The sequence below is a fragment of the Adhaeribacter arboris genome (genome assembly GCF_003023845.1).
Lineage (GTDB): Bacteria > Bacteroidota > Bacteroidia > Cytophagales > Hymenobacteraceae > Adhaeribacter > Adhaeribacter arboris.
The window spans coordinates 1,292,062-1,317,692 of record NZ_PYFT01000001.1 but is presented as its reverse complement, the minus strand read 5'-3'; the positions used below and the strand labels follow the sequence as shown (position 1 = coordinate 1,317,692).

General features: G+C 39.4%; 19 protein-coding genes, 1 tRNA gene and 1 pseudogene. 15 read left to right on the top strand and 6 right to left on the bottom strand.

Annotation, left to right across the window (positions count from 1 at the left end):
- Positions 1 to 25: 25 nt before the first annotated feature.
- Both AHMF7605_RS05555 and AHMF7605_RS05550 read right to left on the bottom strand, forming a co-directional pair.
- Positions 26 to 847, bottom strand: coding sequence for a M48 family metalloprotease (locus AHMF7605_RS05555; RefSeq protein ID WP_106927247.1), 822 nt, complete (start codon positions 845 to 847; stop codon positions 26 to 28).
- A 218-nt stretch (positions 848 to 1,065) separates the two neighbouring features.
- Positions 1,066 to 1,476, bottom strand: a complete 411-nt coding sequence (locus tag AHMF7605_RS05550) for a hypothetical protein (RefSeq protein ID WP_106927245.1) — start codon at positions 1,474 to 1,476, stop codon at positions 1,066 to 1,068.
- A gap of 161 nt (positions 1,477 to 1,637) precedes the next feature.
- Here AHMF7605_RS05550 and AHMF7605_RS05545 point away from each other — a divergent pair, with 161 nt between their 5' ends.
- Positions 1,638 to 2,708, top strand: coding sequence for a DNA topoisomerase IB (locus AHMF7605_RS05545; protein ID WP_106927243.1), 1,071 nt, complete (start codon positions 1,638 to 1,640; stop codon positions 2,706 to 2,708).
- Positions 2,709 to 2,890: 182 nt separating this feature from the next.
- Here the strand turns inward: AHMF7605_RS05545 and AHMF7605_RS05540 are convergent, their stop codons facing one another.
- The 3 genes and pseudogenes from AHMF7605_RS05540 to AHMF7605_RS05530 all read right to left on the bottom strand — a co-directional run bounded on the left by AHMF7605_RS05540 (position 2,891) and on the right by AHMF7605_RS05530 (position 6,268).
- Entirely contained in the window at positions 2,891 to 4,294 is a 1,404-nt protein-coding gene (locus AHMF7605_RS05540) for an exonuclease domain-containing protein (RefSeq protein WP_106927241.1), read from the bottom strand.
- Between the two features lie 252 nt (positions 4,295 to 4,546).
- A complete protein-coding gene (locus AHMF7605_RS05535) occupies positions 4,547 to 5,020 on the bottom strand; it encodes a ferritin-like domain-containing protein (protein ID WP_106927239.1) in 474 nt (157 codons plus the stop codon).
- 100 nt (positions 5,021 to 5,120) lie between these two features.
- A pseudogene (locus AHMF7605_RS05530) lies at positions 5,121 to 6,268 on the bottom strand (AI-2E family transporter).
- Between the two features lie 318 nt (positions 6,269 to 6,586).
- Here AHMF7605_RS05530 and AHMF7605_RS05525 point away from each other — a divergent pair.
- From AHMF7605_RS05525 to rplT, 9 genes are all read left to right on the top strand, one after another.
- Complete coding sequence (locus AHMF7605_RS05525; protein ID WP_106927237.1) at positions 6,587 to 8,461, top strand: DNA topoisomerase IV subunit B; 1,875 nt, start codon at positions 6,587 to 6,589, stop codon at positions 8,459 to 8,461.
- A complete protein-coding gene (locus AHMF7605_RS05520; RefSeq protein ID WP_106927235.1) occupies positions 8,454 to 11,192 on the top strand; it encodes a DNA gyrase/topoisomerase IV subunit A in 2,739 nt (912 codons plus the stop codon). The genes AHMF7605_RS05525 and AHMF7605_RS05520 overlap by 8 nt, the downstream gene beginning before the upstream one ends.
- A gap of 19 nt (positions 11,193 to 11,211) precedes the next feature.
- Complete coding sequence (locus AHMF7605_RS05515; protein ID WP_106927233.1) at positions 11,212 to 11,991, top strand: tetratricopeptide repeat protein; 780 nt, start codon at positions 11,212 to 11,214, stop codon at positions 11,989 to 11,991.
- Positions 11,992 to 12,209: 218 nt separating this feature from the next.
- Positions 12,210 to 14,702 carry a DUF5686 and carboxypeptidase-like regulatory domain-containing protein gene (locus AHMF7605_RS05510; RefSeq protein ID WP_106927231.1) on the top strand — a complete coding sequence of 831 codons (2,493 nt, stop codon included), beginning with the start codon at positions 12,210 to 12,212 and terminating at the stop codon, positions 14,700 to 14,702.
- 395 nt (positions 14,703 to 15,097) lie between these two features.
- The gene (locus tag AHMF7605_RS05505; protein ID WP_158267454.1) at positions 15,098 to 16,168 is read left to right on the top strand and encodes a tetratricopeptide repeat protein; all 1,071 of its coding nucleotides are present in this window, start codon (positions 15,098 to 15,100) and stop codon (positions 16,166 to 16,168) included.
- Positions 16,161 to 18,101 (top strand): threonine--tRNA ligase, encoded by a 1,941-nt coding sequence (thrS, locus tag AHMF7605_RS05500; RefSeq protein ID WP_106927227.1) that lies wholly within the window; start codon positions 16,161 to 16,163, stop codon positions 18,099 to 18,101. Before AHMF7605_RS05505 ends, thrS begins: the two co-directional genes overlap by 8 nt.
- 78 nt (positions 18,102 to 18,179) lie before the next feature.
- Positions 18,180 to 18,731, top strand: a complete 552-nt coding sequence (infC, locus tag AHMF7605_RS05495) for a translation initiation factor IF-3 (protein ID WP_106927225.1) — start codon at positions 18,180 to 18,182, stop codon at positions 18,729 to 18,731.
- Positions 18,732 to 18,791: 60 nt separating this feature from the next.
- Entirely contained in the window at positions 18,792 to 18,986 is a 195-nt protein-coding gene (rpmI, locus tag AHMF7605_RS05490; protein ID WP_106927223.1) for a 50S ribosomal protein L35, read from the top strand.
- 122 nt (positions 18,987 to 19,108) lie between these two features.
- Entirely contained in the window at positions 19,109 to 19,453 is a 345-nt protein-coding gene (rplT, locus tag AHMF7605_RS05485; protein ID WP_106927221.1) for a 50S ribosomal protein L20, read from the top strand.
- A 276-nt stretch (positions 19,454 to 19,729) separates the two neighbouring features.
- On the opposite strand, the gene AHMF7605_RS05480 is transcribed toward rplT, so the two are convergent.
- Positions 19,730 to 19,803 (bottom strand) — tRNA-Met (locus AHMF7605_RS05480).
- A gap of 113 nt (positions 19,804 to 19,916) precedes the next feature.
- Here AHMF7605_RS05480 and AHMF7605_RS05475 point away from each other — a divergent pair.
- The 5 genes from AHMF7605_RS05475 (at position 19,917) to AHMF7605_RS05455 (ending at position 25,616) form a co-directional block, all read left to right on the top strand.
- On the top strand, positions 19,917 to 20,312 hold the full coding sequence (locus AHMF7605_RS05475) for an START-like domain-containing protein (protein WP_106933355.1): 396 nt from the start codon (positions 19,917 to 19,919) through the stop codon (positions 20,310 to 20,312).
- Positions 20,313 to 20,451: 139 nt separating this feature from the next.
- The gene (locus tag AHMF7605_RS05470; protein ID WP_106927219.1) at positions 20,452 to 21,864 is read left to right on the top strand and encodes an LptF/LptG family permease; all 1,413 of its coding nucleotides are present in this window, start codon (positions 20,452 to 20,454) and stop codon (positions 21,862 to 21,864) included.
- Between the two features lie 106 nt (positions 21,865 to 21,970).
- Positions 21,971 to 22,246, top strand: coding sequence for a 30S ribosomal protein S15 (gene rpsO, locus AHMF7605_RS05465; RefSeq protein WP_106927217.1), 276 nt, complete (start codon positions 21,971 to 21,973; stop codon positions 22,244 to 22,246).
- 116 nt (positions 22,247 to 22,362) lie between these two features.
- Positions 22,363 to 24,507: a polyribonucleotide nucleotidyltransferase gene (gene pnp, locus AHMF7605_RS05460; protein WP_106927215.1), complete on the top strand. Its 2,145-nt coding sequence runs from the start codon at positions 22,363 to 22,365 to the stop codon at positions 24,505 to 24,507.
- A gap of 245 nt (positions 24,508 to 24,752) precedes the next feature.
- Positions 24,753 to 25,616, top strand: a complete 864-nt coding sequence (locus AHMF7605_RS05455; protein ID WP_026464485.1) for a sigma-70 family RNA polymerase sigma factor — start codon at positions 24,753 to 24,755, stop codon at positions 25,614 to 25,616.
- Positions 25,617 to 25,631 lie beyond the last annotated feature (15 nt).

The following is a 25,631-nucleotide window of genomic DNA, read 5'->3' as shown; positions in this document are numbered from 1 at the left end:
TTACGGAGTATTTGGGTTATCTCCGTTAATTTAAGCTGTTTTTAAAGTCCTGGTAGGTAGTTGCTCCGGAAAACTGGGTCCGGCAACCTTCGGAGGTAGCTTTTTTGTTAATGGCTTCTACCCGGTTACCAGGGTCAGGGTGAGTACTAAGGAATTCGGGGGTGCGGCCTTGTTGGTTTTCTTTTATTATTTTTTCAAAAAAGCCGGCCGCGCCGTTGCAAGCATAGTAATTGGTACCACTCAAATAGACCACCGAGTAATCATCGGCTTCTCTTTCCGCGTCCCGGTCAAATTTAAGCGTCGTTAAACTGGTAGCTATCTGGGTTAATGTACCCGGATTATCGCCGAGCGCCACCGAAAGTAATAAGGTTAACCCGTATTGCCGTTGTAGTTGTTTGGTTGAGTGGCGTTGATCGGCGTGCGCAATTTCGTGGCCCAATACGCCGGCAAACTGATCTTCGTTATCCAGGTATTTAATTAAACCGGAATAAACGTAAATGTGTCCGCCGGGAGTAGCAAAAGCATTTAGTACGTTATCATCCTTAATAATTTTAGTATCCCAGGTAAATTCAGTGCGGTAGCTTACTCTGCCGGAATTTAAAATTTTGTTTACAATGCGGTTTAAATGGTCGTAGGCAACTTTATTTTTAGGGTTAGTTGGGTCAAGTAATTGTCCTTTGGCCAGGTAAGTAGAATCTACTTCGTGCGAGACTTGGGCACCCAATTTAATATCATCTTCAATGGAGAAAATTAAACGGTCGCCGTTTTTATCTTGGGTACAGCCGCCTAAACTTATGGTAGCAAAAAGACAGCCTAAAAAGGTGATTTTCTGAAAAATTCTGGACATAAAAAGTAGTAATTGGAATTTTAAACAATGGCAATTGTGAGAAAGTATAATGGAAAAATTGTGCCATTTTATCCAGCTAAATAGAGCAGCAAAACACAAATTCTAAGCTATCTTATTCCTTTTTGAATATAGAAATAAAGCTATCAAATTTGAGTTGAGGCGTTTATCTTGGATACGTACCGGGCTTGTGCTAATATGCAGGATAAAAAAAATAAAATTCAAACTTCATTCCGGAAACTGACATAAATAGACCGGGCAAAAATTAATAAAAGCAAAAGCACCAAAACGGTAAAGGTTAACATTGCCGAAGTAACAAGTAAAGAAATATCCTGGGGCTGGGTTGCCAGAGCATCGCTGAAAAATAAATTTGGTTCTTGATTAAAGGCATTGGTAGTTAACTGACCTAAAAGGAATACGCAGATTAAGCAGGAGGCTAAAGCTAAAATAAACGCCTGTTTTCTTCCCCGGTTCAGAAAATGCCCGATGCTAAACCCCAAAATTCCGCTTAACAAACCCTGTATGGCAATGGCCTGGGCGAAGGAACCCATAAAATAATACGCCATACCTGCACCGATGAGATTTATAATACCCCAGAAAAGAACTAACAACGAAGCTCCCTTGTATGTCATACTTATATAATTTGATTGAATGGAATGAATAAGCTTTAACAGCAAAACAGTTACGTAAGCCGCGCATTATGCTGCATTCCTTTACTTTTATAAAGTTTTAAATGTTACCTACAACTTTTATGAGCCAATTGAGGTAAAGTAAACGAGTTACTCTAAAGTTAATGGAAGAAAAAGACGTACATGTTCTATACGCCGATCCGGAACAATCAGCCGTTGAAGCAGGGTTAAGATATATTCCGGATACCGGCAAAGGATTTAGTCGCCAGAGAAGTGGCCAGGGTTTTACGTTTATTGATAAAAAAGGCGAGAAAATTACTTACCCTAAAATTCTGGACCGTTTAAAAAAATTAATCATTCCGCCCGCCTGGGAAAATGTATGGATTTGCCCTTCGCCTAACGGACATATTCAGGCAACGGGCCGCGACACAAAAGGGCGCAAACAATATATCTATCACCCGGATTGGCGCAATACGCGGAGCCTTACAAAATTTAGCCGCATGATTGCCTTTGGTGAAACGTTGCCCCTTATTCGCCAGCAAATAGAACAGGATATTCAAATTAAAGCCTTAAACCAACGCAAGGTAACGGCTATTGTTTTAAATTTATTAGATCAGTCTTTAATCCGGATTGGTAACCGCCAATACGCCGAAGCAAATAAATCATACGGCTTGACTACGCTTCGCGATAAACACGTGGCCATTGAGGGCGACCAGGTAAAATTTCAGTTTGTGGGTAAAAAAGGTGTAAGTCACGAAATTGATATTAAAGACCGGCGTTTAGCCAAATTAGTAAAAAAATGTAAAGATATTCCGGGCTATGATCTTTTCCAGTATTACGACGAAGATGGTACGCGGCAAACTTTAGAATCGGGCCAAGTAAACCAATACATTCAGGAAATTAGCGGCGCCGATTTTACGGCAAAAGATTTCCGGACTTGGGGCGGGACCGTTTTAATGGTAGAATGCCTAGAAAAATTACTCGACGAAAATCCGGAACTGGAAAAGGAAAAATCGGTAAAAAATGCTTTTAAAACCGTAGCCAAAGGCTTGGGTAATACGCCCGCCGTTTGCAGTAAATATTACGTGCATCCCCAGGTTTTAGAAATATTTAAAAGCGACCAATTATTAGATTATCTTAAAAAACACGACGCCGACCAACCCAACGAACCGTATCTTTCTTCGACGGAAAAAATGGTTATTCAAATGCTGAAAAGCGCCTTACCTAATGGTTGAAGTGTTGAATGGTTATATTGATGAATTGATAAATTGTTGGGTTGCTTTAGTGTTAAATAGGTAGATGAAGAAAGCAATAAAGTTTACTTTTAAGATTGAATTAACAAGTAAGCACTATAACGACAAACAATCTAACACTTTAACAATTCATCAATCCAACACTAAAGCAACACTTCAACCATTTACTCAAAAATAATAACCTTATCGCGGTGTTTGGTGCGCAGATAACCACGAATTATTTGCTGAATATCTTTATTGTCGTTGTACGGTTTAATGGCGCTTTTAAAATCCTCTAGATGAGAAGCGCTAAAAGTTTCATCCACGAAGCCAAAGCCCATGTAACGACCGTTTTCAATGCAAACAATGGAACGCTCACCGGCTACCCGTCCCTTCCCGATAATCACAAAAGCATCATTTTCAAAAGTAAACGATTCAATCGCTTCCTCCACCCGGGCGTTATATTCTTCGGGTGGTTCCTGGTTAATGCAGGCTCCTTTGCATTGGTGCACCTGGTAATCAAAACAGGCGCCGTTGGTTTTATACAAATCGCAGAGTTTCTGACACAGATTAAACTTAGCAACTTTATGAAACAAAAAATCTTTGGATTTAAAATGATTGGATAAAGCAATTAAGGGTGGATTAGTAGATGATACCTTTTGGTACGTTAAACGCTTGTAACCATTCTGGTCGTAATAGGCATATATCCCCGAGTTAAAAACGCTGCGCCGCTGCTGGCGATTATAATGGGGTTTCAAACGTTTAATCTCGTCGGATTCAAAAAGCAGCGCCACCAGCTCATTGCCCATTAACTCATAAGAAATATCGGCAATCCGGTTTTTAAATTCTATGGATTTTTTACTTTTAACGTCAATGTTAAAATGCTGAATAACTCGTTTCCGGATATTAATGCTTTTGCCAACGTAAATTATTTCTCCGGTTTCATCGTAAAAATAATACACTCCCGGAGCATCCGGTAAAGCATCAATCTGTGACTTGGAAATAGCCGGCGGCAGCAACGAAGTGCGGGCCTCGTTCGAGAAAAACTTTTTGTTACTGGGCAGTAAAGCATCCTCCGAGTTAATGATGGCCGGTTGGTTTAATTTAATTAGTTTATCGAACAATTTAGCCGTAGCTTCTGCATCGCCAATGGCACGGTGCCGCATTTGTAAATCAATGTCTACGCTTTTACACAGCTTGCCTAAACTGTAAGAAGGCAAACCCGGAATAAGCGAGCGGCTTAAGCGCACGGTACAAAGGGTCTTGCGCTGATAATTAAAACCTAAGTCGGAAAATTCTTTTTTAAGGAAGGAATAATCAAAACGCACATTATGCGCCACAAAGATTTTACCTTCGGTAAGCTGCACAATATCTTTTGCTATTTCGTGAAACTTCGGCGCTTCCCGAACCATATCATCGGTTATACCAGTAAGTTGAGTAATGAAAAAGGGGATAGGGCGTTCCGGATTAATCAGGGTATTATATTGATCTACCACCTGGTTACCATCGTGAATAAAAATGGCAATCTCTGTAATCCGGTCCTGGGTAGGTTGTCCTCCGGTTGTTTCGATATCTATTATAGCGTACAATGCAGCTAAATTTAGTTTAAGTAAAATCGTATAGGGGTATAACAACGGCTAACAGGGGCAGAGTTTCAAATATTTGGTAGATACTCTTAGTGTAACCTAAGTCTTTCATGCTAAGATTTGTTTAAAATTACTAAAATTAATAGTAAATACTAAAACAGAAAGATTTAATTTAAAGCAGGAAGGAAGATGGATTACCCATAAAAAAAGCAGCTACCACAGCTGCTCTTACCAATTAAAGTTTTAAGTTTTAAGTTAAAGCGAACGTTTCATGGTAGTTAGGCGGTTTTTTGCCTCCAGAATTTCGCTGTGTTGCTTTTCTACAATATCCCGGATTTCCGCCGGTAAGCCTTGCGCATTTAAAGCCGTTTCGTACGTTTTCAGGGCCGCTGCATCGCCGTTTTCGCATTCACTCAGGATAGCATCATTGCTGTTCCCGACAATGACAGATTTTAAATTAATCCAACCCCGGTGCACGGCTCCCGCTGCTTCCATGGCCACGCTTTCAATGGTTGTTTCGTTTTGAGCGCTAATGCCGTATTGCTGCGCCTGACTTTCCAGTTCGCTGACAAACTGCGCGCGTTGTTGGGCTAAGTGGCTTAACTCGGTTTTTAGTTGCGGATCGCTTACATTTTCGGCGGCAGTTTCGTAGCCTTTCATGCCGTCTTTACAGGTTTCTACCAGGTCGTTAATTGCCCTAGTTAGATTGTCATCTTGATTCACATTCATAGTTTTTTCAAATAAGATAAAGGTTATAATCAGAATTTAAACTATTAACCTATACTGTTTTATAACTTTTTAAGTTTTAAAATCAAGGCAACTTACTTTATTACTTAGAAACTTTATCTTGTTCTTCTTTTTCTTTTTTCAGGTTCAGAAGAGTCCGTACCCGGTTAGATAGTTTCGAAAATACATTCGGTTGGTCGGAGTTGCTGTTAATATCGCCTAACAAGAAACCAAAAGGTTCTAAAGGTTCATACGCATCGAACAATACTTTAAGAATGGCTATGATGGGAATGGATAAAATCATACCGGCCGCGCCCCAGATTTCACCCCCGATTATTAAAGCAAGTACAGCCGCAAAAGGATTAATGCTTACCTTAGAACCAGTAATATTGGGCGTAATAAAATTTCCTTCCAGAAACTGCACAAACGCGAAAATACCAATTACAAAAATAGCATCTACCAGCGAGCCCGTTTGTACCAGGGTGTATAAAGCGGGCAGCGCCGCGCCAATTAAAATACCAATGTAGGGTATAATAGTAAGCACCGAAGCAAAAATTCCGAAGAATACGGCATACGGAACGCCCATAATCATTAATCCGGTCATGTTTAACACGGCTACAATTACAATAACTATTATTAACCCGGAAATATAACTTTCCACTACTTTCTGGATGTTATCAATAGTAGTAACTAAAGTGGAGCGTTTATCGCGGGTTATAAATTTAAACAGGAACCGCCGGAAATGATCGCGGTAATAAAGCATGAAAAAATGTAAATGGGAATAATGGTGAGTACGCTTAAGGCGCCGGTGGTTAAAGATAAAGTTCCGCTTAAAATGGTGGTGCCGGTTTGCTGCAGCGTCCCGATGTTTTTAGTGATGAACTCCCGTCCGTTGGTGGGTTTTATACCAAAATTTTGGAGCAGAAATACTTGAATTTTCTGAATATATTCGTTTACCTTATCCGACAGGGTATTTAACTCTTGTATAAAACTGATTAATTGCGCCGATAAAAGCCATATAAGACCACCCAAACAAGCAATTACCACCACAATACAAATTAAGATTGCCAAAGGCCGGGGTACACGCCACTTTTCCAAACGTTGGCAGAGAGGAACCAACAATAAGGCAAACAAACTGGCAAAGCAAATAGGTACTAGTATGGATTTAAAGGTTTGCAGAAACCAGATGAGCAATACTAATCCTAATAAGATAATGGTGTATTTAAAGTATTTAGGTAGATTAATTTCCATTATTTAGTAAAAATTTTAGCATAAATAAATAGTAAATTCCAGAAAAATTAGCTAATTTCAACAACTGAATAGTTTTACAATAGCTAAATAAAAGAAGTCTCAAGACGAAATTACCAGGTTTTATTGAACCTCTTGAGCTTTGTTTTAGTTAATCAAGGGCAGTGTACAACATGTAGCATTGATCTAAGAATGCCAATATAATTAGCATTGTTTTTCTAATAACCCACAGGCCTTATACGTGTCTGCTTTTCGGGGTTATACTTTTTTTCAATACTTTTAACTTAAAATTTTCTATAAAATTTACTCTTTTCCGAAAGAATGGCAGAAGTAACAAATAATTACACCGAAGATAGTATCCGCTCCTTAGATTGGCGGGAACACATTCGGCTACGGCCGGGTATGTACATTGGTAAACTAGGGGATGGTTCTTCGCAGGATGATGGTATTTACATTCTGGTAAAAGAAATTATTGATAATTCCATCGACGAATACGTGATGGGCAACGGTAAAACCATCGAAATAAAAATTACGGACCATAAGGTGCAGGTGCGCGATTACGGCCGGGGTATTCCTTTAGGTAAAGTAATCGACTGCGTGAGTAAAATAAATACCGGTGGTAAGTACGATAGCAAAGCTTTTCAGAAATCAGTCGGATTGAACGGAGTAGGTACCAAAGCTACCAACGCTTTAGCCAGCTATTTTAAAGTACAATCTATTCGTGATGGCCAAATTAAAACGGCTGAGTTCGAGCGGGGAGAGTTGTTGCATGATCATCCCGTGATAGAATCCACCCAACGGAACGGTACCTTAATCACCTTTGTGCCCGACGATACCATTTTTAAAAATTATAGATTTATTCCGGAATATTTGGAAAATCAGATCCGGAATTACGTGTACCTGAACGCTGGTTTAACCATTAACTTCAACGGTCAGAAATTTTATTCCGAGCACGGTTTAAAAGATTTATTATCCCATAAAACGGATGTAGAAGCTCTGTGCTACCCCATTATTCACCTGAAAGGCGAAGATATTGAGATTGCTTTATCTCATGGTAATGAATACGGCGAAGAATATTACTCATTTGTGAATGGTCAATACACTACTCAGGGAGGTACCCACCTGGCTGCTTTTCGGGAAGCAATTGCTAAAACAATTAAAGAATTTGATAAAAAGGAATACGAAGCTTCTGATGTTCGAGCTTCCATTATTGCAGCAATAAGTATTCGGGTGCAGGAGCCCGTTTTTGAGTCGCAAACCAAAACCAAATTAGGTTCTATTCTAATGGGACCCGATAGTCCGTCTGTTCGTAATTACATCAATGATTTTGTTAAAGAGCATTTAGATAATTATCTCCGGCAAAATAAAGAGGTGTGGGATGCCATGAAGCGCCGGATTGAGCAAAGCGAACGCGAGCGCAAGGATATGGCTGGGATTAAAAAATTAGCCAACCAACGTGCCAAGAAAGCCAATTTGCATAACCGGAAACTGCGCGATTGCCGGGTGCATTTTACCGATGAGCAAAACGAAAAGCACCTGCTTTCTACCTTGTTTATTACGGAGGGTGACTCGGCTAGTGGGTCTATTACTAAATCTCGTAACGTTGATACGGAAGCGGTATTCAGCTTACGCGGGAAGCCTTTAAACTGCTACGGCTTAAAGAAAAAGGTGGTATACGAAAACGAAGAATTTAATCTCCTGCAACACGCCTTAAATATTGAAGAAAGCCTGGAAGATTTGCGTTACAACCGGGTAGTTATTGCTACGGATGCCGACGTAGATGGTATGCACATTCGCTTGTTGTTGCTAACGTTCTTTTTGCAGTTCTTCCCTGATTTAGTAAAGAACGGCCACTTATATATCCTGGAAACGCCTTTGTTCCGGGTGCGCAATAAGAAAGAAACCATTTATTGCTATAATGAAGAAGAAAAGCAGGCTGCCATGAAGAAGCTAGGCAAGAACCCGGAAATTACCCGCTTCAAAGGCTTAGGTGAAATTTCACCGGACGAGTTTGGAAGATTTATCGGCGATAATATTCGGTTAGAACCGGTTATTTTAAATACCGAAACTTCCATTCAGAAAATACTAAGTTATTTCATGGGTAAGAACACGCCGGAGCGCCAGAATTTTATTATTGATAACCTCAAAGTGGAAAAAGACATTGTTGAGGACGTAGAAGAGGAAGTTTATGCTTAACGATACAGAAAACGATAACCTGTTAAACGGAGCAGAACCGTTTGCTGGTGAGGAGAAGATCCACGAAATTACCGCCGTGGATGGTATGTACCAAAACTGGTTCCTGGATTACGCTTCTTACGTAATTCTGGAGCGGGCGGTACCAGCCATTGAAGACGGCTTAAAACCCGTGCAGCGCCGCATCCTGCACGCCATGAAAGAGATGGATGACGGCCGCTTTAACAAAGTGGCTAATGTTATCGGGCAAACCATGCAGTATCACCCGCACGGCGATGCTTCTATTGGCGATGCTATTGTAAATCTGGGCCAGAAAGATTTATTAATAGAAACGCAAGGTAACTGGGGCGATGTACGTACCGGCGACAGTGCCGCCGCTGCCCGTTACATTGAAGCCCGTTTATCTAAATTTGCTTTAGATGTTGTTTATAATCCGGATACTACCGTTTGGCAGGCATCTTACGATGGCCGGAAAAATGAACCAGTAACCTTGCCGGTTAAATTCCCGCTGTTGTTGGCGCAAGGGGTAGAAGGTATTGCGGTAGGTTTGTCTACCAAGATAATGCCGCACAACTTTAAGGAGCTGATTAAGGCTTCCATTGACGTGCTGAAGAAAAAGCCAACGCAGCTTTTTCCGGACTTCCCGACGGCCGGGATGATTGATGTAACCGACTACAAAGGAGGTGCCCGGGGCAGCCGGATTCGTATTCGCGCCACGATCGAGAAGGTAGATAAAACCTTGCTCATTATTCGCGATGTCCCTTACGGAACGACGACTACTGCTTTGATGGAATCCATCGTAAAGGCGAGTGAGAATAATAAAATCAAAATTAAGAAGGTAATTGATAATACCGCGGCTAACGTAGAAATACACGTGCAACTGCCACCCGGTGTATCACCCGACTTAACCATTGATGCGCTGTATGCTTTCACGGATTGCGAAGTTTCCATGTCGCCGAATACCTGCGTAATTATTGAGGATAAACCTCACTTTTTAACCGTAGACGAAGTTCTGAAAATTTCTACCCAGAAAACGGTAGATTTATTGCAGCTCGAACTCGAAATTAAGATGGCTGAGCTGGACTACAAATGGCACATGTCGTCGCTAGAAAAAATATTCATCGAAAACCGCATTTACCGCAAGATAGAAGAATGTGAAACCTGGGAAGCGGTTCTGGAAGCCATCGACAAAGGACTAAAACCTTTCAAGAAACTATTGCGCCGCGAAGTTATGACCGAGGATATTCTTCGTCTGACGGAAATAAAAATTAAACGGATTTCTAAATTCGATTCTTTCAAAGCGGATGAATATATCAAGAAACTGGAAGAAGAGATGGCGGAAACCGCTGATAACTTAGCAAACATCATCCGCTTCTCTATTGCTTACTTCGAGAATCTACTGAAGAAGTATGGCACTGGCCGCGACCGCAAAACGCAGATTCGCACTTTCGATGTTATAACGGCTCAGAAAGTAGCCATTGCTAACCAAAAGTTGTATGTAAACCGGGTAGATGGCTTTGTGGGTTATAATCTGAAAAAAGATGAAAACTCCGAATTCATAACGGATTGTTCGGATATGGATGATGTTATTGCGATTACCAAAGACGGTAAGTTCCGGGTAATTAAAATTGCCGAGAAAACTTTTGTAGGCAAGGATATTATTTATGCGGGTATCTATAACAAAAATGATGAACACATGGTGTACAACATGATTTACGTAGATGGCTCCTCCGGAATTTCGTATGCCAAACGTTTTTCGGTAAACGGTATTACCCGCGATAAGGAATATGATTTAACCAAAGGAAATAAAGGCACTAAAGTTCATTATTTAACCGCCAATCCTAATAGCGAATCGGAGGTAGTGAACATAACCTTAACGCCTGCCTCCACGGCCCGGGTAAAAACGTTTGATTTTGACTTTGCCGAGTTAATGATTAAAGGCAAAGGTTCGATGGGAAATATGGTGACCAAGTACCCGGTGAAAAAAATTATGCAAAAAAGCCGCGGTGAGTCTACCTTGGGCGGGCGCGAAATATATTACGATGAAGTAATTGGTCGTTTAAATACTGAATCGCGCGGCCGTTACCTTGGGTCCTTTAATACCGATGATACCATTCTGGTCGTATACAAAGATGGTTCGTATGAACAAACTTCGTTTGAGCTGACCAATCATTACGATGTGGCCAATATAGAAATAATTCAAAAGTTTGATCCGGAAGGGGTAATCTCAGCCGTTCATTTTGATGGCGAAAATAAGAATACTTATGTGAAACGGTTTAAGATTGAGACTTCCACTATTGGCAAGCGGTTTATTTTTATCTCCGAAAATAAAGGTTCTAAGTTGTTAGTTGTTTCTACGCAGCCGGAACCCCAAATTGAAATTAAACTTCAACGGGATAAAAAATCGGAAAAAGAAACGGAAAATATATTATTAAGTGAATTTATCGACGTAAAAGGTTGGAAAGCTACCGGTAATAAATTAAATTACTTCAAAATATTCGGAATAAACTTAATCAAACCTGTTTCAGAAGAAGTTATCGCCAAACCCGTTAAAGATTTGGCCTCACGACGTTTAGTGAAACCTGCCGTGGGAGTTACTGCTTTGTCTGATAACCAGATAGAAGTACCAAGTGAATCTAAAAATACTGACAAACTGATTCTGATAGATTCCGTAGAACAAAATAATACAACTTTGGATGTAAAACCGAAGAAGCGACAGTTAAATTTATTTTAAGTATATAAAAGTTACTAGTATGATAAAGGTCTGGAACAAATCTATTGGGGTGTGGCTCGTGTTGCTGTGTATTTGCTTCCGGGCCTTCTCTAACAACACCTCTGATGAACTTGTCCGGGAAGCTAATCAGCTATTAGGTGAATACAAAGACGCCGAAGCACTTCAAAAATTTGAAGAAGTTTTAGTAGTTAATCCCGAACATTACGAAGCACTTTATAAAATTAGCTTATTGCATTCCCGGATTGGTTTACGCTATGCCGATGAATTACAAAAAGGAGAACATTTTATTTTAGCGAAGGACTTTGCGGAAAAAGCTTTAAAAATTAAAAAACAAGGTGCGGAATCTAATTACGTAATGGCCTTGGCTATTGCCAATTTATCTTTTGTATCGGGTACAAAGGCGCGAATTAGTAACCTTAAAGAAATCAAATCGCATTTAGACAAAGCTTTGGCAGCTAACCCCAATTATGCCAGCGCATGGCAATTATTAGGCCGTTGGCATTACAAAGTTGCGAACATGAATGTGTTTGAATGTACCATTTCTAAATTAGTTAAAGGCTGTACTAAGTCGGAAGCCAGCAATCTCCAAGCGGTTAACTGCTTTCAAAAAGCAATAAAGCTAGATGGTAAGAACCTGAACTACTATTATGATTTAGCGATAGTGTACCGCGAAATGAAAGAAATTGATCAGAGTATTGCTATTTTACAAAATGCCCTGCAAGTGCAACCCGTTACCTCTGATGATTTAGAACTTAGCCGACGCTGCAAAGTCATGCTAAATGACCTAAGCCCAAGTTAATGAATAAAAGTTTATTGACATACAGAAGCCGGTATTAAACCGGCTTTTTTTATGTTGAAATTTACCCATTGTTATGGTTATTTTTAGTTATATTCATCCTTATATTCCAATTATTTATAAACATGTGAATAAATTTACTGATTTGTTGAAAACTTATAAACTAGTATAAGGTTATTTTAAATATTTGAATTTAATTTTGCCTTCAAATTCTTTGAGTTTTGTATAAGTTTCTGATTATATCCATCCTTTGCTTCGCAGTACTAACGGTTCGGGCTCAAAATCGGATTTTTGGGAAAGTAACCGATGGTACTACTGGTGAAATTTTGCCCTTCGTGAACGTCTATATCAAAAACACCAACATGGGTACTACCACCGACGAAAAAGGTGCTTTTAATATCAAACTTACTAAACTTCCGGATTCTTTAACAGTATCTTTTGTTGGTTATCGTACCCAATCTAAGGCTCTTAAACGAGGATTAGCCATTCAGGAACTTAACTTTAAATTAATTGCCAGTACCTTAAATCTGCAGGAAGTGGTTATCCGTCCCGGCGAAAATCCCGCTTTTCGCATTATGCGGCAAGTAATTGACCATAAGAAAACCAACGATAAACGGCGCTTAAGGGCCTATCAGTACGAAGCATACACCAAAATGCAGTTCGATATTGATAATCTAAGTCCTAAAAAAAATAAAATTGGATTACGGTCGGCTCTTACGGCGGTAGTAGATTCGCAAATGTATATGCAGAGCGAAGACGGAAAAAGAGTTTTGCCTTTTTTTATTTCCGAGGCAGTTTCTGATTTTTACTATAACCGCGACCCACGTAAAACCAAAGAAATTGTAAAAGCCTCTAAAGTGACGGGTTATGGTATTCAGGATGGCAATTTAGTGGCGCAAGTAATTGGTAATTCATACCAGGATTATAATTTTTACCAAAACTGGGTAAGTGTTTTAAAGAAAAATTTTATTAGTCCCATTGCCGACGGCTGGAAAAGTGCCTATGAGTATGATTTACTCGATAGCGTGTACATAGGTAAAACCCGGTGTTACAAGATTAAAATAGAACCAAAACGCGCCCAGGATTTAGCTTTCAACGGCATTATTTGGATAGCTGATTCAGTTTTTGCCTTGCGTAAAATTGATGTCATCGTTAGTAAAGCAGCTAATATCAATTTTGTTGAAAAAATCCATTTAGTACAGGAAGCTTTACCTGCCGATGGAGGAACTTGGTTACCTTCTAAAACGGAAATTGTAATGAACCTGGCTCGGATTAGTGAGACACGGCCCGGAATTATTGCTAAAATAAATACTTCTTACAAAAACATTGTGGTCAATCAAGAGCAAAAGTCTAACTTCTTTGATCAACCCATAATTTTAGCTCAAAAGGCAAATAGTAATTCCGAAAGTTTCTGGGAACAAAATCGGCACGATACTTTGACAACCGCCGAGAAGCAGGTTTACTTTTTGATTGATTCTATTAAAGCCACTCCCCGGATTAAACGATTCACCGATATTGTTACCGTACTAACAACCGGTTACTTTAAAGCGGGTCCGGTTAGTATTGGCCGCTATCCTTACTTCTACGCCAATAACAACGTGGAAGGAAATCGATTTCAAATAGGGGGTAAAACCAACGCCGATTTTAGTAATAAATGGGAATTGAGCGGCTTTGCCGCCTACGGTACAATGGATAAAAGAGTTAAGTACGAAGCTTCCGGGCGTTACATAATTTCTCGTAAAAAATGGAGTGAAATTGGATTTACGCGCCGCGAAGACATTGAACGGGTTGGTTTAATGTCGGAAAAATTAGCGGATAGCTATTTCTTAACGGGGTTTTCTAGGTTTGGCGATTTAAGGCGGCCTTTTTACGTGACCCAAACAAGCAGCTATTTGCAAAGGGATATTTTTCCGGGATTAACGCAGCGAATTTCCTTGAGTAACCGCATTTTTAAACCGGACTATGATTTTGCTTATTACCGACAAGAAGGTGAACAACCCAAAGTTTTAACCCGGGATTTTTCCAGCTCGGCTATTACTTTTTTCACCCGCTACGCTCAGAATGAGGTATTTGTACAAAACGACAACGAACGGATAAGTTTAGGATCAGCAAATCATTGGCCGGTATTTACCTTTAAATACACCTTAGGTTTAAAGGGATTATTTGGTTCCACGGTTGATTACCAGCGAATGGACGTAGGCGTAAAACACGATTTTGTAATGGGCCGTTTAGGAAATGCCATGTATCGGATTGAAGCAGGTAAAATTTATTCTCCGGTGCCTTATCCTTTACTGGAAATGCATTTGGGCAACGAAACCCCATTTTATTACGCCCAAACATTTAATCTGATGAATTATTTTGAATTTGCTAGCGATACCTACGCCTCCTTACATTACGAACAATACTTTGAAGGTTTGCTGTTTAATCGCTTGCCCTTAATCAAAAAATTAAAATGGCGGGTAGTAGGAACATCTAATGTATTATATGGCCGCTTAGGTAAAGAAAATCAAGATATAATTGCTCCCATTGGTTTAAACGGTACGCTGCAGGAACCAGTTAAAACTTTAAATGAAACGCCTTATATAGAAGCGGGTTACGCCGTAGAGAATATTTTTAAAGTTTTACGGATTGATGCTTTTCACCGGTTAACTTATCTGCAGAATCCGGATGTTAAAAAATTTGGTTTGAAATTTTCTTTACAGTTTAAGCTATAAGTAATTCTTTAAATGGAGTTCTTTAGCATTATAATCTTAAATGCTTTATACATTAATACTATTTAGGAAGAATAAAAGTCCTTGCAATTTAAAACCAACTGTTTAAAAGTACTTAGTTTTAAAAGAAAATAGAATCAAAAAGCCTTACTATGAAAGCTAGCATTATTCTTACCTCCTTTAAAGATGCTAGTGATTATAGTTTTACTACTTTCCTAATTTAATTTCGGAGCAACATATCGAGGAAAACGTATCTTAATAAACGTTAAAAATTAATAATTTTGCTGCAGGTATAACCAATGGATTCAAGGGGCAGCATGTTACAGCAGAAACTTCTTTACTTAATTTGCGGTCTTCTACTTTTATCCTGTTCTTCTCCGGAACAAAGCCAAGATAGAATGATTGACCTCCGCCAAGTGAAGTACGACCCAGCTTTTACGTTGAAAGAAATCAGCGCTGCTATTAAGCGGGATCCTCAGAATGCAGCCCATTATTTTAAACGGGCTCAATTTTACGTAGAGGCCAATAACGACGCAGCGGCTCTGAAAGATGTTAACCAAGCCATTGCCCAGGACGAAGAAAAAGGAGAATATTATTTTCGGAAGGCTCAAATTCTACGGAAAACGGGTAATTATCCTGCTGCCCTTACGGCGGCTACCCGCGCCGAAGATTTAAATTACCGAAGTACCGATTTAGACGTGCTCCTGGGCGAGTTATATCTTTTTAGCAAAAAGTACGGAATGGCTTTGCAATATTTAAACGACGCCGCCGAAGAAATACCCCAAAACGAATATATTTATTTCTATCGGGGCTTAGCTTATGCTCAAACAAGAGATACCACCGAAGCCATTCGCAACTTTAAATCTGCTATTCGCCGTTCCCCTGATTTAATTGAAGCCTATAATCAATTATTAAAGATTTATTTTGCTAGAAAAGAAGATGTTTTTGCTTTAAATTACTTGCGCGCAGGACAAAAACAAGACTCTACAAACGCCTATTTGTGGTACTACCAAGGAGAGTATTATACCAACCTAAAAAAACTGGATAGCGCTTACATAAGTTATAGAAATGCGGTAAAATACGATTCTTTATTATATCTTGCCCACCAAAGAGTCGGGGTGCTGGCTTTCAATAAAAACAAATATCCGGAAGCGATCACTGAATTAGAAAAATCTCTGAAACATTCCGATAATTTGCCGCAGTCGCATATCATTCTAGGGGAAAGTTACGAAAAAACCGGGCAATTAGAGAAAGCCTTGCCGCATTACCAATGGGTTTATAAGCGAGATGTACAAAATATAAAAGCTATGTGGGGCGTGCGGCGCACCATGTATCAACTTTACAAAATCAGACGTGATAGCTTACGTTTCGAGGAAAAGCAAAAACGAGATAGTTTACTAGCTATTTTTCGGGAACGCCGGCAATCTAAAGAAGAAAATAAAAAACTACGAAGCAAAAAGAATGATTAATATTACCTTACCCGATGGCTCGGTTAAACAATACGAAGCAGGAGTAACCGGTTATGAAATAGCTGCCGACATTAGTGAAGGCTTGGCCCGCAATGTGTTGGCCGCTAAAGTAAACAACGAAATTGTAGAGGCTAACCGTCCTATAAATCAAGATGCTACGGTACAATTACTAACCTGGAACGATGCAGAAGGGAAAGCTACGTATTGGCATTCCTCCGCCCACTTGTTGGCGGAAGCTTTAGAATCTTTATATCCCGGTGTTCAATTCGGAATAGGTCCCGCCATTGAAAATGGTTTTTACTACGATATTGATTTAGGCGATCGTCAGCTTTCGCAAGACGATTTTGCGACTATCGAACAAAAAATGCTGGAACTGGCTAGGGCAAAAAGTCCCTATGTACGTAAAGAAATTTCGAAAGCCGATGCTATAGCATACTTCACCGAAAAAGGCGATAAGTATAAGTTAGATTTGCTGCAAGATTTGCAAGACGGAACGATTACTTTTTATACCCAAGGTAATTTTACCGATTTATGCCGCGGACCGCATATTCCAAATACGGGTTTCATAAAAGCTGCCAAGCTCATGAACGTAGCAGGCGCCTATTGGCGCGGCGATGAAAAAAGTAAACAGCTTACCCGGGTATATGCCATTACTTTTCCGAAACAGAAAGATTTAACTGAGTACCTGGAAAAACTGGAAGAAGCTAAGCGGCGCGACCACCGCAAACTGGGGAAAGAACTGGAGTTATTTGCCTTTTCGGAGAAGGTGGGTATGGGTTTACCTTTATGGTTGCCGAAAGGCACTGCTTTGCGCGAACGGCTCGAAAATTTTATGCGCCGGGCTCAAGTGAAAGCCGGATACCAGCAAGTAGTTACACCGCACATTGGAGCTAAAGAGCTGTACGTAACTTCCGGGCACTACGAAAAATACGGTAAAGATTCTTTTCAGCCCATTCATACTCCTAATGAAGGGGAGGAGTTCTTGCTAAAACCCATGAATTGTCCGCATCATTGTGAAATTTACAAAGTAAAACCTCGTTCGTACCGTGACTTACCTTTGCGCTTAGCTGAATTTGGTACTGTTTATCGGTATGAGCAAAGTGGGGAATTGCATGGTTTGACTCGTGTGCGCGGCTTTACCCAAGACGATGCGCATATTTTCTGCCGAGCCGACCAGGTGAAACAAGAATTCACCAAAGTGATTGATTTGGTGCTTTACGTGTTTAATGCCTTAGGCTTCGAAGATTATACCGCTCAGATTTCGTTGCGTGATTCCGTTAACCGGTCTAAATACATAGGCAGCGATGAAGTCTGGGAGAAAGCTGAAACTGCCATTATAGAAGCAGCTCAGGAAAAAGGTCTGCCTACTGTCACCGAGTACGGGGAAGCTGCTTTTTACGGGCCAAAGTTAGATTTTATGGTGAAAGATGCCTTGGGTAGAAAGTGGCAATTAGGTACCATTCAGGTAGATTATAACCTGCCCGAGCGTTTTCAATTAGAATATACCGCCTCCGATAACACCAAACAACGTCCGGTTATGATTCACCGGGCACCTTTCGGTTCCATAGAGCGCTTCGTAGCGGTATTAATAGAGCATTGTGCCGGTAAATTCCCGTTATGGTTGAGCCCGGAGCAATTTGCTATTTTACCTATTTCGGAGAAGTACCACGATTATGCCCAGCAGGTGTACGAGCGCTTGCTGCAGGAAGATATTCGGGGTCATATTGACACCCGGGATGAGAAAATTGGTCGTAAAATACGGGATGCGGAAATGCAAAAAATTCCTTACATGATTATTGTAGGAGAGAAAGAGCAAGAGAATAGTATTATTGCGGTTCGTAAGCACGGCATTGGTGACATGGGGAATTTAACCGTTGATGTATTTATCAGCAATTTTAAATCGATGGTAGAGGATATTTTGAGCAAAAACTAGAATTTATTTTTATAATATATTCTTTTATGCGATATTTGCACCTTAATTGTAATTTGTTAAACTTAAACGAGTAAAACTATAAATCCTACAAATAAACGCCCCGGACCCAGAGCGGTCGTTGAGGAGCCTTATAAGATTAATAACCGAATATTGGCCCGGGAAGTGCGGTTGGTTGGCGATAATATTCAGCCAGGCATTTATTCACTTACCCAAGCTCAGGCCATTGCCCGAGAGCAAAATCTCGATTTAGTTGAGATATCTCCCAAAGCAGAACCCCCGGTTTGTCGTATTGTAGATTACTCTAAGTTTAAGTACGACATAAAGAAAAAGCAGCGGGAGTTAAAGGCTAAGACCCAGAAAGTAGTCCAGAAGGAAATTCGGTTTGGCCCAAATACCGACGATCATGACTTTGAGTTTAAGGTAAAACACGCTAAATCATTTTTAGAAAGTGGGGCTAAAGTAAAGGCCTACGTTCATTTCGTGGGACGTACCATTGTTTTTAAAGAACGAGGTGAGTTACTGCTGCTCAAATTTGCGCAAGCTTTGGAAGAATACGCCAAAGTGGAACAAATGCCTAAACTGGAAGGAAAACGTATGTTTTTGTTCCTGGCTCCTAAGCCCAAAAAATAACGGTAAAGCTTACATTGTAAGCTTTAGATTGAAGAGAATTTCAACAATTAAATAAATAAAATGCCTAAAGTAAAAACTAAATCTGGTGCTAAAAAGAGATTTTCTCTGACCGGAACAGGCAAGATAAAGCGGAAACACGCTTTTAAAAGCCATATTCTGACAAAGAAAACCACAAAGCAGAAAAGAAGCCTGACTCATGTTGGTCTAGTAAGTGATGCTGACCTGGGCCGCGTAAAAGCAATGCTTAACTTGTAAGAGAAGTTTACTAGCCAGTTTTAGATTGGTTAAATAATTTCTTTCCCTTAAATTATTTATTACCCGGGGCCTGGTTTTTAAAGAATTTGTAAAAATCACCATTCTCCAAAAAAATTAAAGAAATGCCAAGATCCGTAAACGTCGTTGCCGCCCGACAAAAAAGAAAGCGCATCATGAAACTGGCAAAAGGTTATTTCGGACGTCGTAAAAACGTATGGACCGTTGCCAAAAATGCAGTAGAAAAAGGTTTATTATATGCTTATCGTGATAGAAAAACCAAGAAAAGAGATTTTCGCGGTTTGTGGATTCAGCGTATTAATGCCGGGGTCCGGGAATATGGATTATCCTATTCTCAATTTATGGGTAGCTTAAAGAAAGCAAATGTTAACTTAAACCGCAAAGTTTTAGCTGATTTAGCTCTAAATCATCCGGAAGCTTTTAAGGGTATTGTCGAGAAAGTAAGATAGTACTTTAAAATAAAGGAAGAAAAGCTTAACCCCGGGTTAAGCTTTTTTTTTGCTATCCGAATATTGTTTTCTTTTTAAAAGTTTTCGGTTTACATTTAGTAAATACGAAGCTTAATAAGTATAATCTATAATAACAGAATGGATTTTCAAGTTTAAGTTTTGCTTCACTATACAGGTGATCAATTAAAAATTTTGGTAAGAATAGTGTTAAATTTTGAAGAGGCTGAACGTTATTAAATAAAAAAGCCCCTAAACACAAAGTAAAGGGGCTAGGAGTAGCGGGGAGGGGATTTGAACCCCTGACCTCAGGGTTATGAATCCTGTGCTCTAACCAACTGAGCTACCCCGCCTTGAAATTCGGAGTGCAAATGTAGACATAACAATATTATATAAGCAAGTTTTTTAAAATAAAATAATTTGATTTAATTACTGTACCTAATCGAATACCTCTAGGCTTATGATTATGAGCAAATTTAAGTATACGAATGAATACCCCATAAATGCTTCTGCCCGGATGATTTATCCGTATTTAAGCACTGCTTCAGGTTTAGCACAGTGGTTTTGCCACGATGTTCGGCTGAATGAAGATAAAATTTTTAATTTTATTTGGGATAATCAGAACCATTACGCCGAAATGAACAGCCATCGAACAAATAAGTCGGTGCGTTTTGTTTTCTTAAATAATCAAAAACATCACGAATCGGATCCCAGTTATATGGATTTTTGCATTGAAACCAGTGAACTTACCCAAGAGCATTATCTCCGGGTGATTGATTATTCAGATGAAACAGACTTAGTAGAACTGAATGAAATGTGGGATGGCCTAATTCAAGGCTTACGAGATATTTTAGGCGGTTAAATTACGTTATACCATTAAAAAAGCTAATACTAGTATAGTATCATTAGTACTGACCTATATTGTTACTTGTAAAACTTAATCACAAAAATTTATCTGTATACTTAAATTATAGAAAGGTATATAGAGTGGCTTTGCTGATATGAAAAAATTAGATAAGCTCATACTACGCTCTTTTATCGGTCCTTTTTTATTAACGTTTGCAGTAGTAGAGTTCATTTTGCTTACGCAATACATGCTGAAATACCTCGATGATTTAGTAGGTAAGGATTTGGGCTTTTTAGTCATAGCCCAGCTTTTAATGTACTTCAGCTTGAATATGGCTCCCGTAGCTTTGCCTTTGGCTGTATTAATTTCCTCCCTCATGACCTATGGAAATTTAGGGGAGCATCATGAGTTAACTGCCATTAAAACTTCCGGGATATCCCTCATCCGAATACTGCGCCCTGTTTTTATTTTTACTTTATTTCTGGGTGTGGGTGCGTTTTACTTTAATAATAAAATTGTGCCCAAAGCAAACTTAAAGGCCTATAGTTTACTCTGGGATATTCGACAGAAAAAGCCTTCACTTGATATTCGGGAGAATATATTTTACAATGGTATTCCTGGTTACAGTATTAAGGTTACCGAAAAATTAGGCGAAGAAGGTGATATTTTAAAAGGGGTAATGATTTATGATCATTCGAGCGGGCGAGGAAATACCAGTGTTATTATGGCTGATTCTGGGAGAATGTATACTAAATTCAATGAGCAGTACTTAGCTTTTGATTTGTATAATGGTAAAATTTATGCCGAAGATGCTTCTAATACGGGTTCGAATACTCAGGCGGGATTTGTCCGGCAGAATTTTACCTCGCAAAAAATGCTTTTTAATTTATCCTCCTTTAATCTCGACCGTACCCGCGAAGATTTATTTAAAGGTAGCCGGATGATGTTAAACATTAAAGAGCTTCGGCATGTAACGGATTCTTTAAGAAAGCAGTTAAACCAAGAGCGTAGATTAGTAGCTCCTAATTTGGGACCCTACTATGCGTATTTTAAAGCGGATTCGCTTAAAAGAATGCAGCTACCCAAAATTGCTACTATCTCTAAAAGACCACTTCCCGAAAGAAATCCTAACGTAATTTCTTTGGCCACCAATAAAGCCCGCAATATTAAAAGCTTTACAACCGCTTATACCGAAAAAATGAAAGTAACGTACCGGGAAAGTAATAATTATCAAATCGAAATTTTTCGAAAATTTACGCAGTCGGCAGCTTGTGTAATCATGTTCTTGATTGGGGCGCCTCTCGGGGCTATTATCAAAAAAGGTGGTTTAGGCATGCCTGTGCTCATATCCATTTTGTTTTTTATTATTTTTTATGTGTTAACCATTTTAGGGGAAAAATGGGGACGCGAAGGAATTGTTATGGTAGGCGCAGGCATGTGGGCAGCCAACTTAATTTTACTACCAATTGGCCTGTTTTTTTTATACCAAGCCCGGAACGACTCTAGTCTGTTAGAGATTGATTTTTGGCGCCGACTTACTCTACGCTTGAAACGCAATAAGTTGTAGTGTACGTTAAGAATATAATTAAATAATTTTAAAAAATCTAAAAAAATACTTACCTTTGCCGCCTAATAGAAACGACAAAGAAAGATAAATAAGCCAATAATACCCGATGAAATTAACTACCGAAGCGAAACAAGAAATTTTTGAGAAGAACAGCTTACAAAAATCTAAAACCGATACCGGTTCCGCTGAATCCCAAATTGCTTTGTTTACCCACCGAATCAATCATTTAACAGAGCATTTGAAAGAAAACAAAAAAGATTTCTCTACCCGTTTGGGTCTTTTAAAACTGGTAGGTAAAAGAAGAAGATTACTCAACTACCTGTCACACACCGAAATTGAAAGATATCGGGCCATTATCAACGAATTAGGTATCAGAAAATAAAAAAAAGATTAGGGAATTCATTTTAGGGATTCCCTAATCTTTTTTACGTGCCTGCTATTTTACAATTTTAAATTTATTTAAAGGGCGGACGGCCCTTTTATGTAGTATAAAAATATATGTCTTATAACGCTATTTATAAAACAATCACTTTAACCGATGGCCGGGAAATAACCATTGAAACCGGTAGACTTGCCAAACAAGCCGATGGCGCAGTAGTCGTAAAAATGGGGAATACGATGTTGCTAGCTACGGTGGTTTCGGCAAAAGAAGCTCGTGAAGGCACCGACTTTTTACCTTTATCTGTTGATTATCAAGAAAAATTTGCTTCTTCCGGTAAAATTCCCGGCGGTTTTCTGAAACGTGAAGCTCGTTTATCTGATTATGAAATTTTAATTAGCCGTTTAGTCGACCGTGTCCTTCGTCCTATGTTCCCGGACGATTATCATGCGGATACTCAAATTTTAATAAATTTAATTTCAGCCGATACAGATATTTTACCGGATGCTTTGGCTGGTTTAGCGGCTTCTGCGGCCTTAGCTGTCTCGGATATTCCATTTAACGGACCTATTTCAGAAGTTCGGGTAGCCCGCATTGATGGACAGTTTGTTATTAATCCATTAGGTTCTGACTTGGTGCGAGCTGATATTGATATTATGGTGGGTGGTTCTGCGGATAGTATTGCCATGGTGGAAGGTGAAATGAACGAAGTTTCGGAAGAAGAAATGCTCGAAGCTATTCGCGTTGCGCACGAAGCTATCAAGTTGCAATGCCAGGCTCAAGTTGAATTAGCCGAAGAAGTTGGCAAACTGCAGAAACGGGAATATTCGCACGAAACGCATGACCCGGAACTAAAAGAACGTTTACAAGCCGAAGTATACGATAAAGTATATGCGGTAGCTAAATCGGGCAATAATGCAAAATCAGAACGCCGGGTTGCTTTCCGGGCGATCATTGATGAATATATTGCCGCTTTACCCGAAGATCATGAAATTGATTTAGGATTACTTAAAACTTATTACCACGATATTGAGAAAGAGGCAGTTCGTAATGTAGTTTTAGACGAAAGGATTCGATTAGATGGCCGTAAATTAGATGAAATTCGGGCTATTTGGTCCGAAATCAATTATCTGCCATCCACACATGGTTCCGCCATTTTTACTCGCGGCGAAACGCAATCATTAACCACTGTTACTCTAGGCACCAAATTAGATGAACAAATGATTGACAGTGCCATGTTTACGGGTTCTAATAAATTTATCCTGCACTATAATTTCCCGGCTTTTTCAACGGGTGAGGTAAAACCTAACCGTGGTCCGGGTAGGAGAGAAGTAGGCCATGGTAATTTAGCTATGCGTGCCTTGCGTAAAGTGTTACCATCGGAAACAGAAAACCCATATACCATCCGGATTGTATCCGATATCCTAGAATCAAATGGTTCTTCTTCCATGGCTACTGTCTGTGCGGGGTCTTTAGCATTAATGGATGCTGGCGTGAAAGTAAAAGGTGGGGTATCAGGAATTGCCATGGGTTTAATCACCGATAAGGAAAGTGGTAAATTTGCGGTATTATCCGATATTTTAGGTGACGAAGACCACTTAGGCGATATGGATTTTAAGGTAGCTGGTACGAAAGATGGTATTACTGCTTGCCAGATGGACATAAAAGTACAAGGGCTTTCTTTCGAAATACTATCTCAAGCTTTGGCCCAGGCTAAAGCAGGTCGTTTGCACATATTGGGTGAAATGGCGAAAACCATTGCGGTACCTAATGCGGATTATAAACCCCACACGCCTCGTTCTTATAATATTGTTATTGAAAAAGAATTTATCGGAGCCATTATTGGACCTGGCGGTAAAGTAGTACAACAAATACAAAAAGATACGGGAGCTACTATCGTTATTGAAGAGAAAAATGATAAAGGCCACGTAAATATCTTTGCGAATAACCAACAAGCAATGGACGAAGCCGTAAGTAAAGTAAAAGCTATTGTATCGGTTCCGGAAATTGGAGAGGTTTATGTAGGTAAAGTAAAATCCATTCAGCCTTACGGCGCTTTTGTTGAATTCATGCCGGGTAAAGATGGCTTATTGCATATCTCCGAAGTTAAATGGGAGCGCTTAGAATCAATGGATAATGTATTAGAGATCGGCGAAGAAATAAAAGTGAAACTGGTAGATGTAGATAAAAAAACCGGTAAATTTAAATTGTCTCGTAAAGTGTTAATTCCTAAAGCTGGCGAGCAAGCTCAAACAAATTCTTAAAGATTCGAACTTATTCTAGTATGGCGGTGGTTTCCTTTCTGGGGCCACCGTTTTCTGGTTTAACTTAATACGAGTAGTTCCTCGGCTTAATCAATGTAAAAATTTGAATTTAGCTTTATTTATTATATTCTGATAATAAAGGAATGATAATTTATCAGAGAATATTAAAAATACTACGTTCATATTTAAACTTTTTCGCTGAAAAACACTTTATTACTAAATAATATAATTTACAATATACTCTAATGAGACAACTTAAAATAAGTAAACAAATCACTAACCGCGAAAGTCAATCGTTGGATAAGTATCTACAAGAAATTGGTAAAGTTGATTTGCTTACTCCTGATGAAGAGGTTACGTTAGCTCAAAGAATAAAAGAAGGCGACCAATTTGCTCTTGAAAAATTAACCAAAGCTAATTTACGCTTTGTGGTTTCGGTAGCGAAACAATATCAAAACCAAGGCTTATCTTTAGGCGATTTAATTAACGAAGGTAATTTAGGTTTAATTAAAGCAGCTAAACGCTTTGACGAAACCCGGGGATTTAAATTTATTTCGTACGCCGTTTGGTGGATTCGTCAGTCAATTTTACAGGCTTTGGCTGAGCAATCGCGCATTGTACGTTTGCCCTTAAACCGGGTAGGTTCTTTAAATAAAATATCCAAGTCATTCTCGGAACTGGAACAAAAATTTGAAAGAGAACCCTCCCCGGAAGAGATTGCCGAAGTACTGGAGTTAACTACCTCTGAAGTAGTAGACACTTTAAAAATCTCGGGCCGCCATGTATCGGTAGATGCCCCTTTTGTACAAGGCGAAGAAAACCGCTTATTAGATGTTCTGGAAAACGAAGATGAAGAATCGCCGGATACCGGTTTAATGAATGATTCTTTACGTAAAGAAGTACAACGCGCTTTATCTACTTTAACCAAGCGAGAAGCCGATGTTATTACCTTGTATTTTGGTTTAAACGGCGAACATTCCTTAACTCTGGAAGAAATTGGGGAGAAATTTAATTTAACCCGGGAGCGGGTACGTCAAATAAAAGAAAAAGCTATTCGTCGCTTACGTCATACCTCTCGTAGCAAAGCTCTGAAGCCGTACTTAGGCTAGATTTTCTAAATTGAT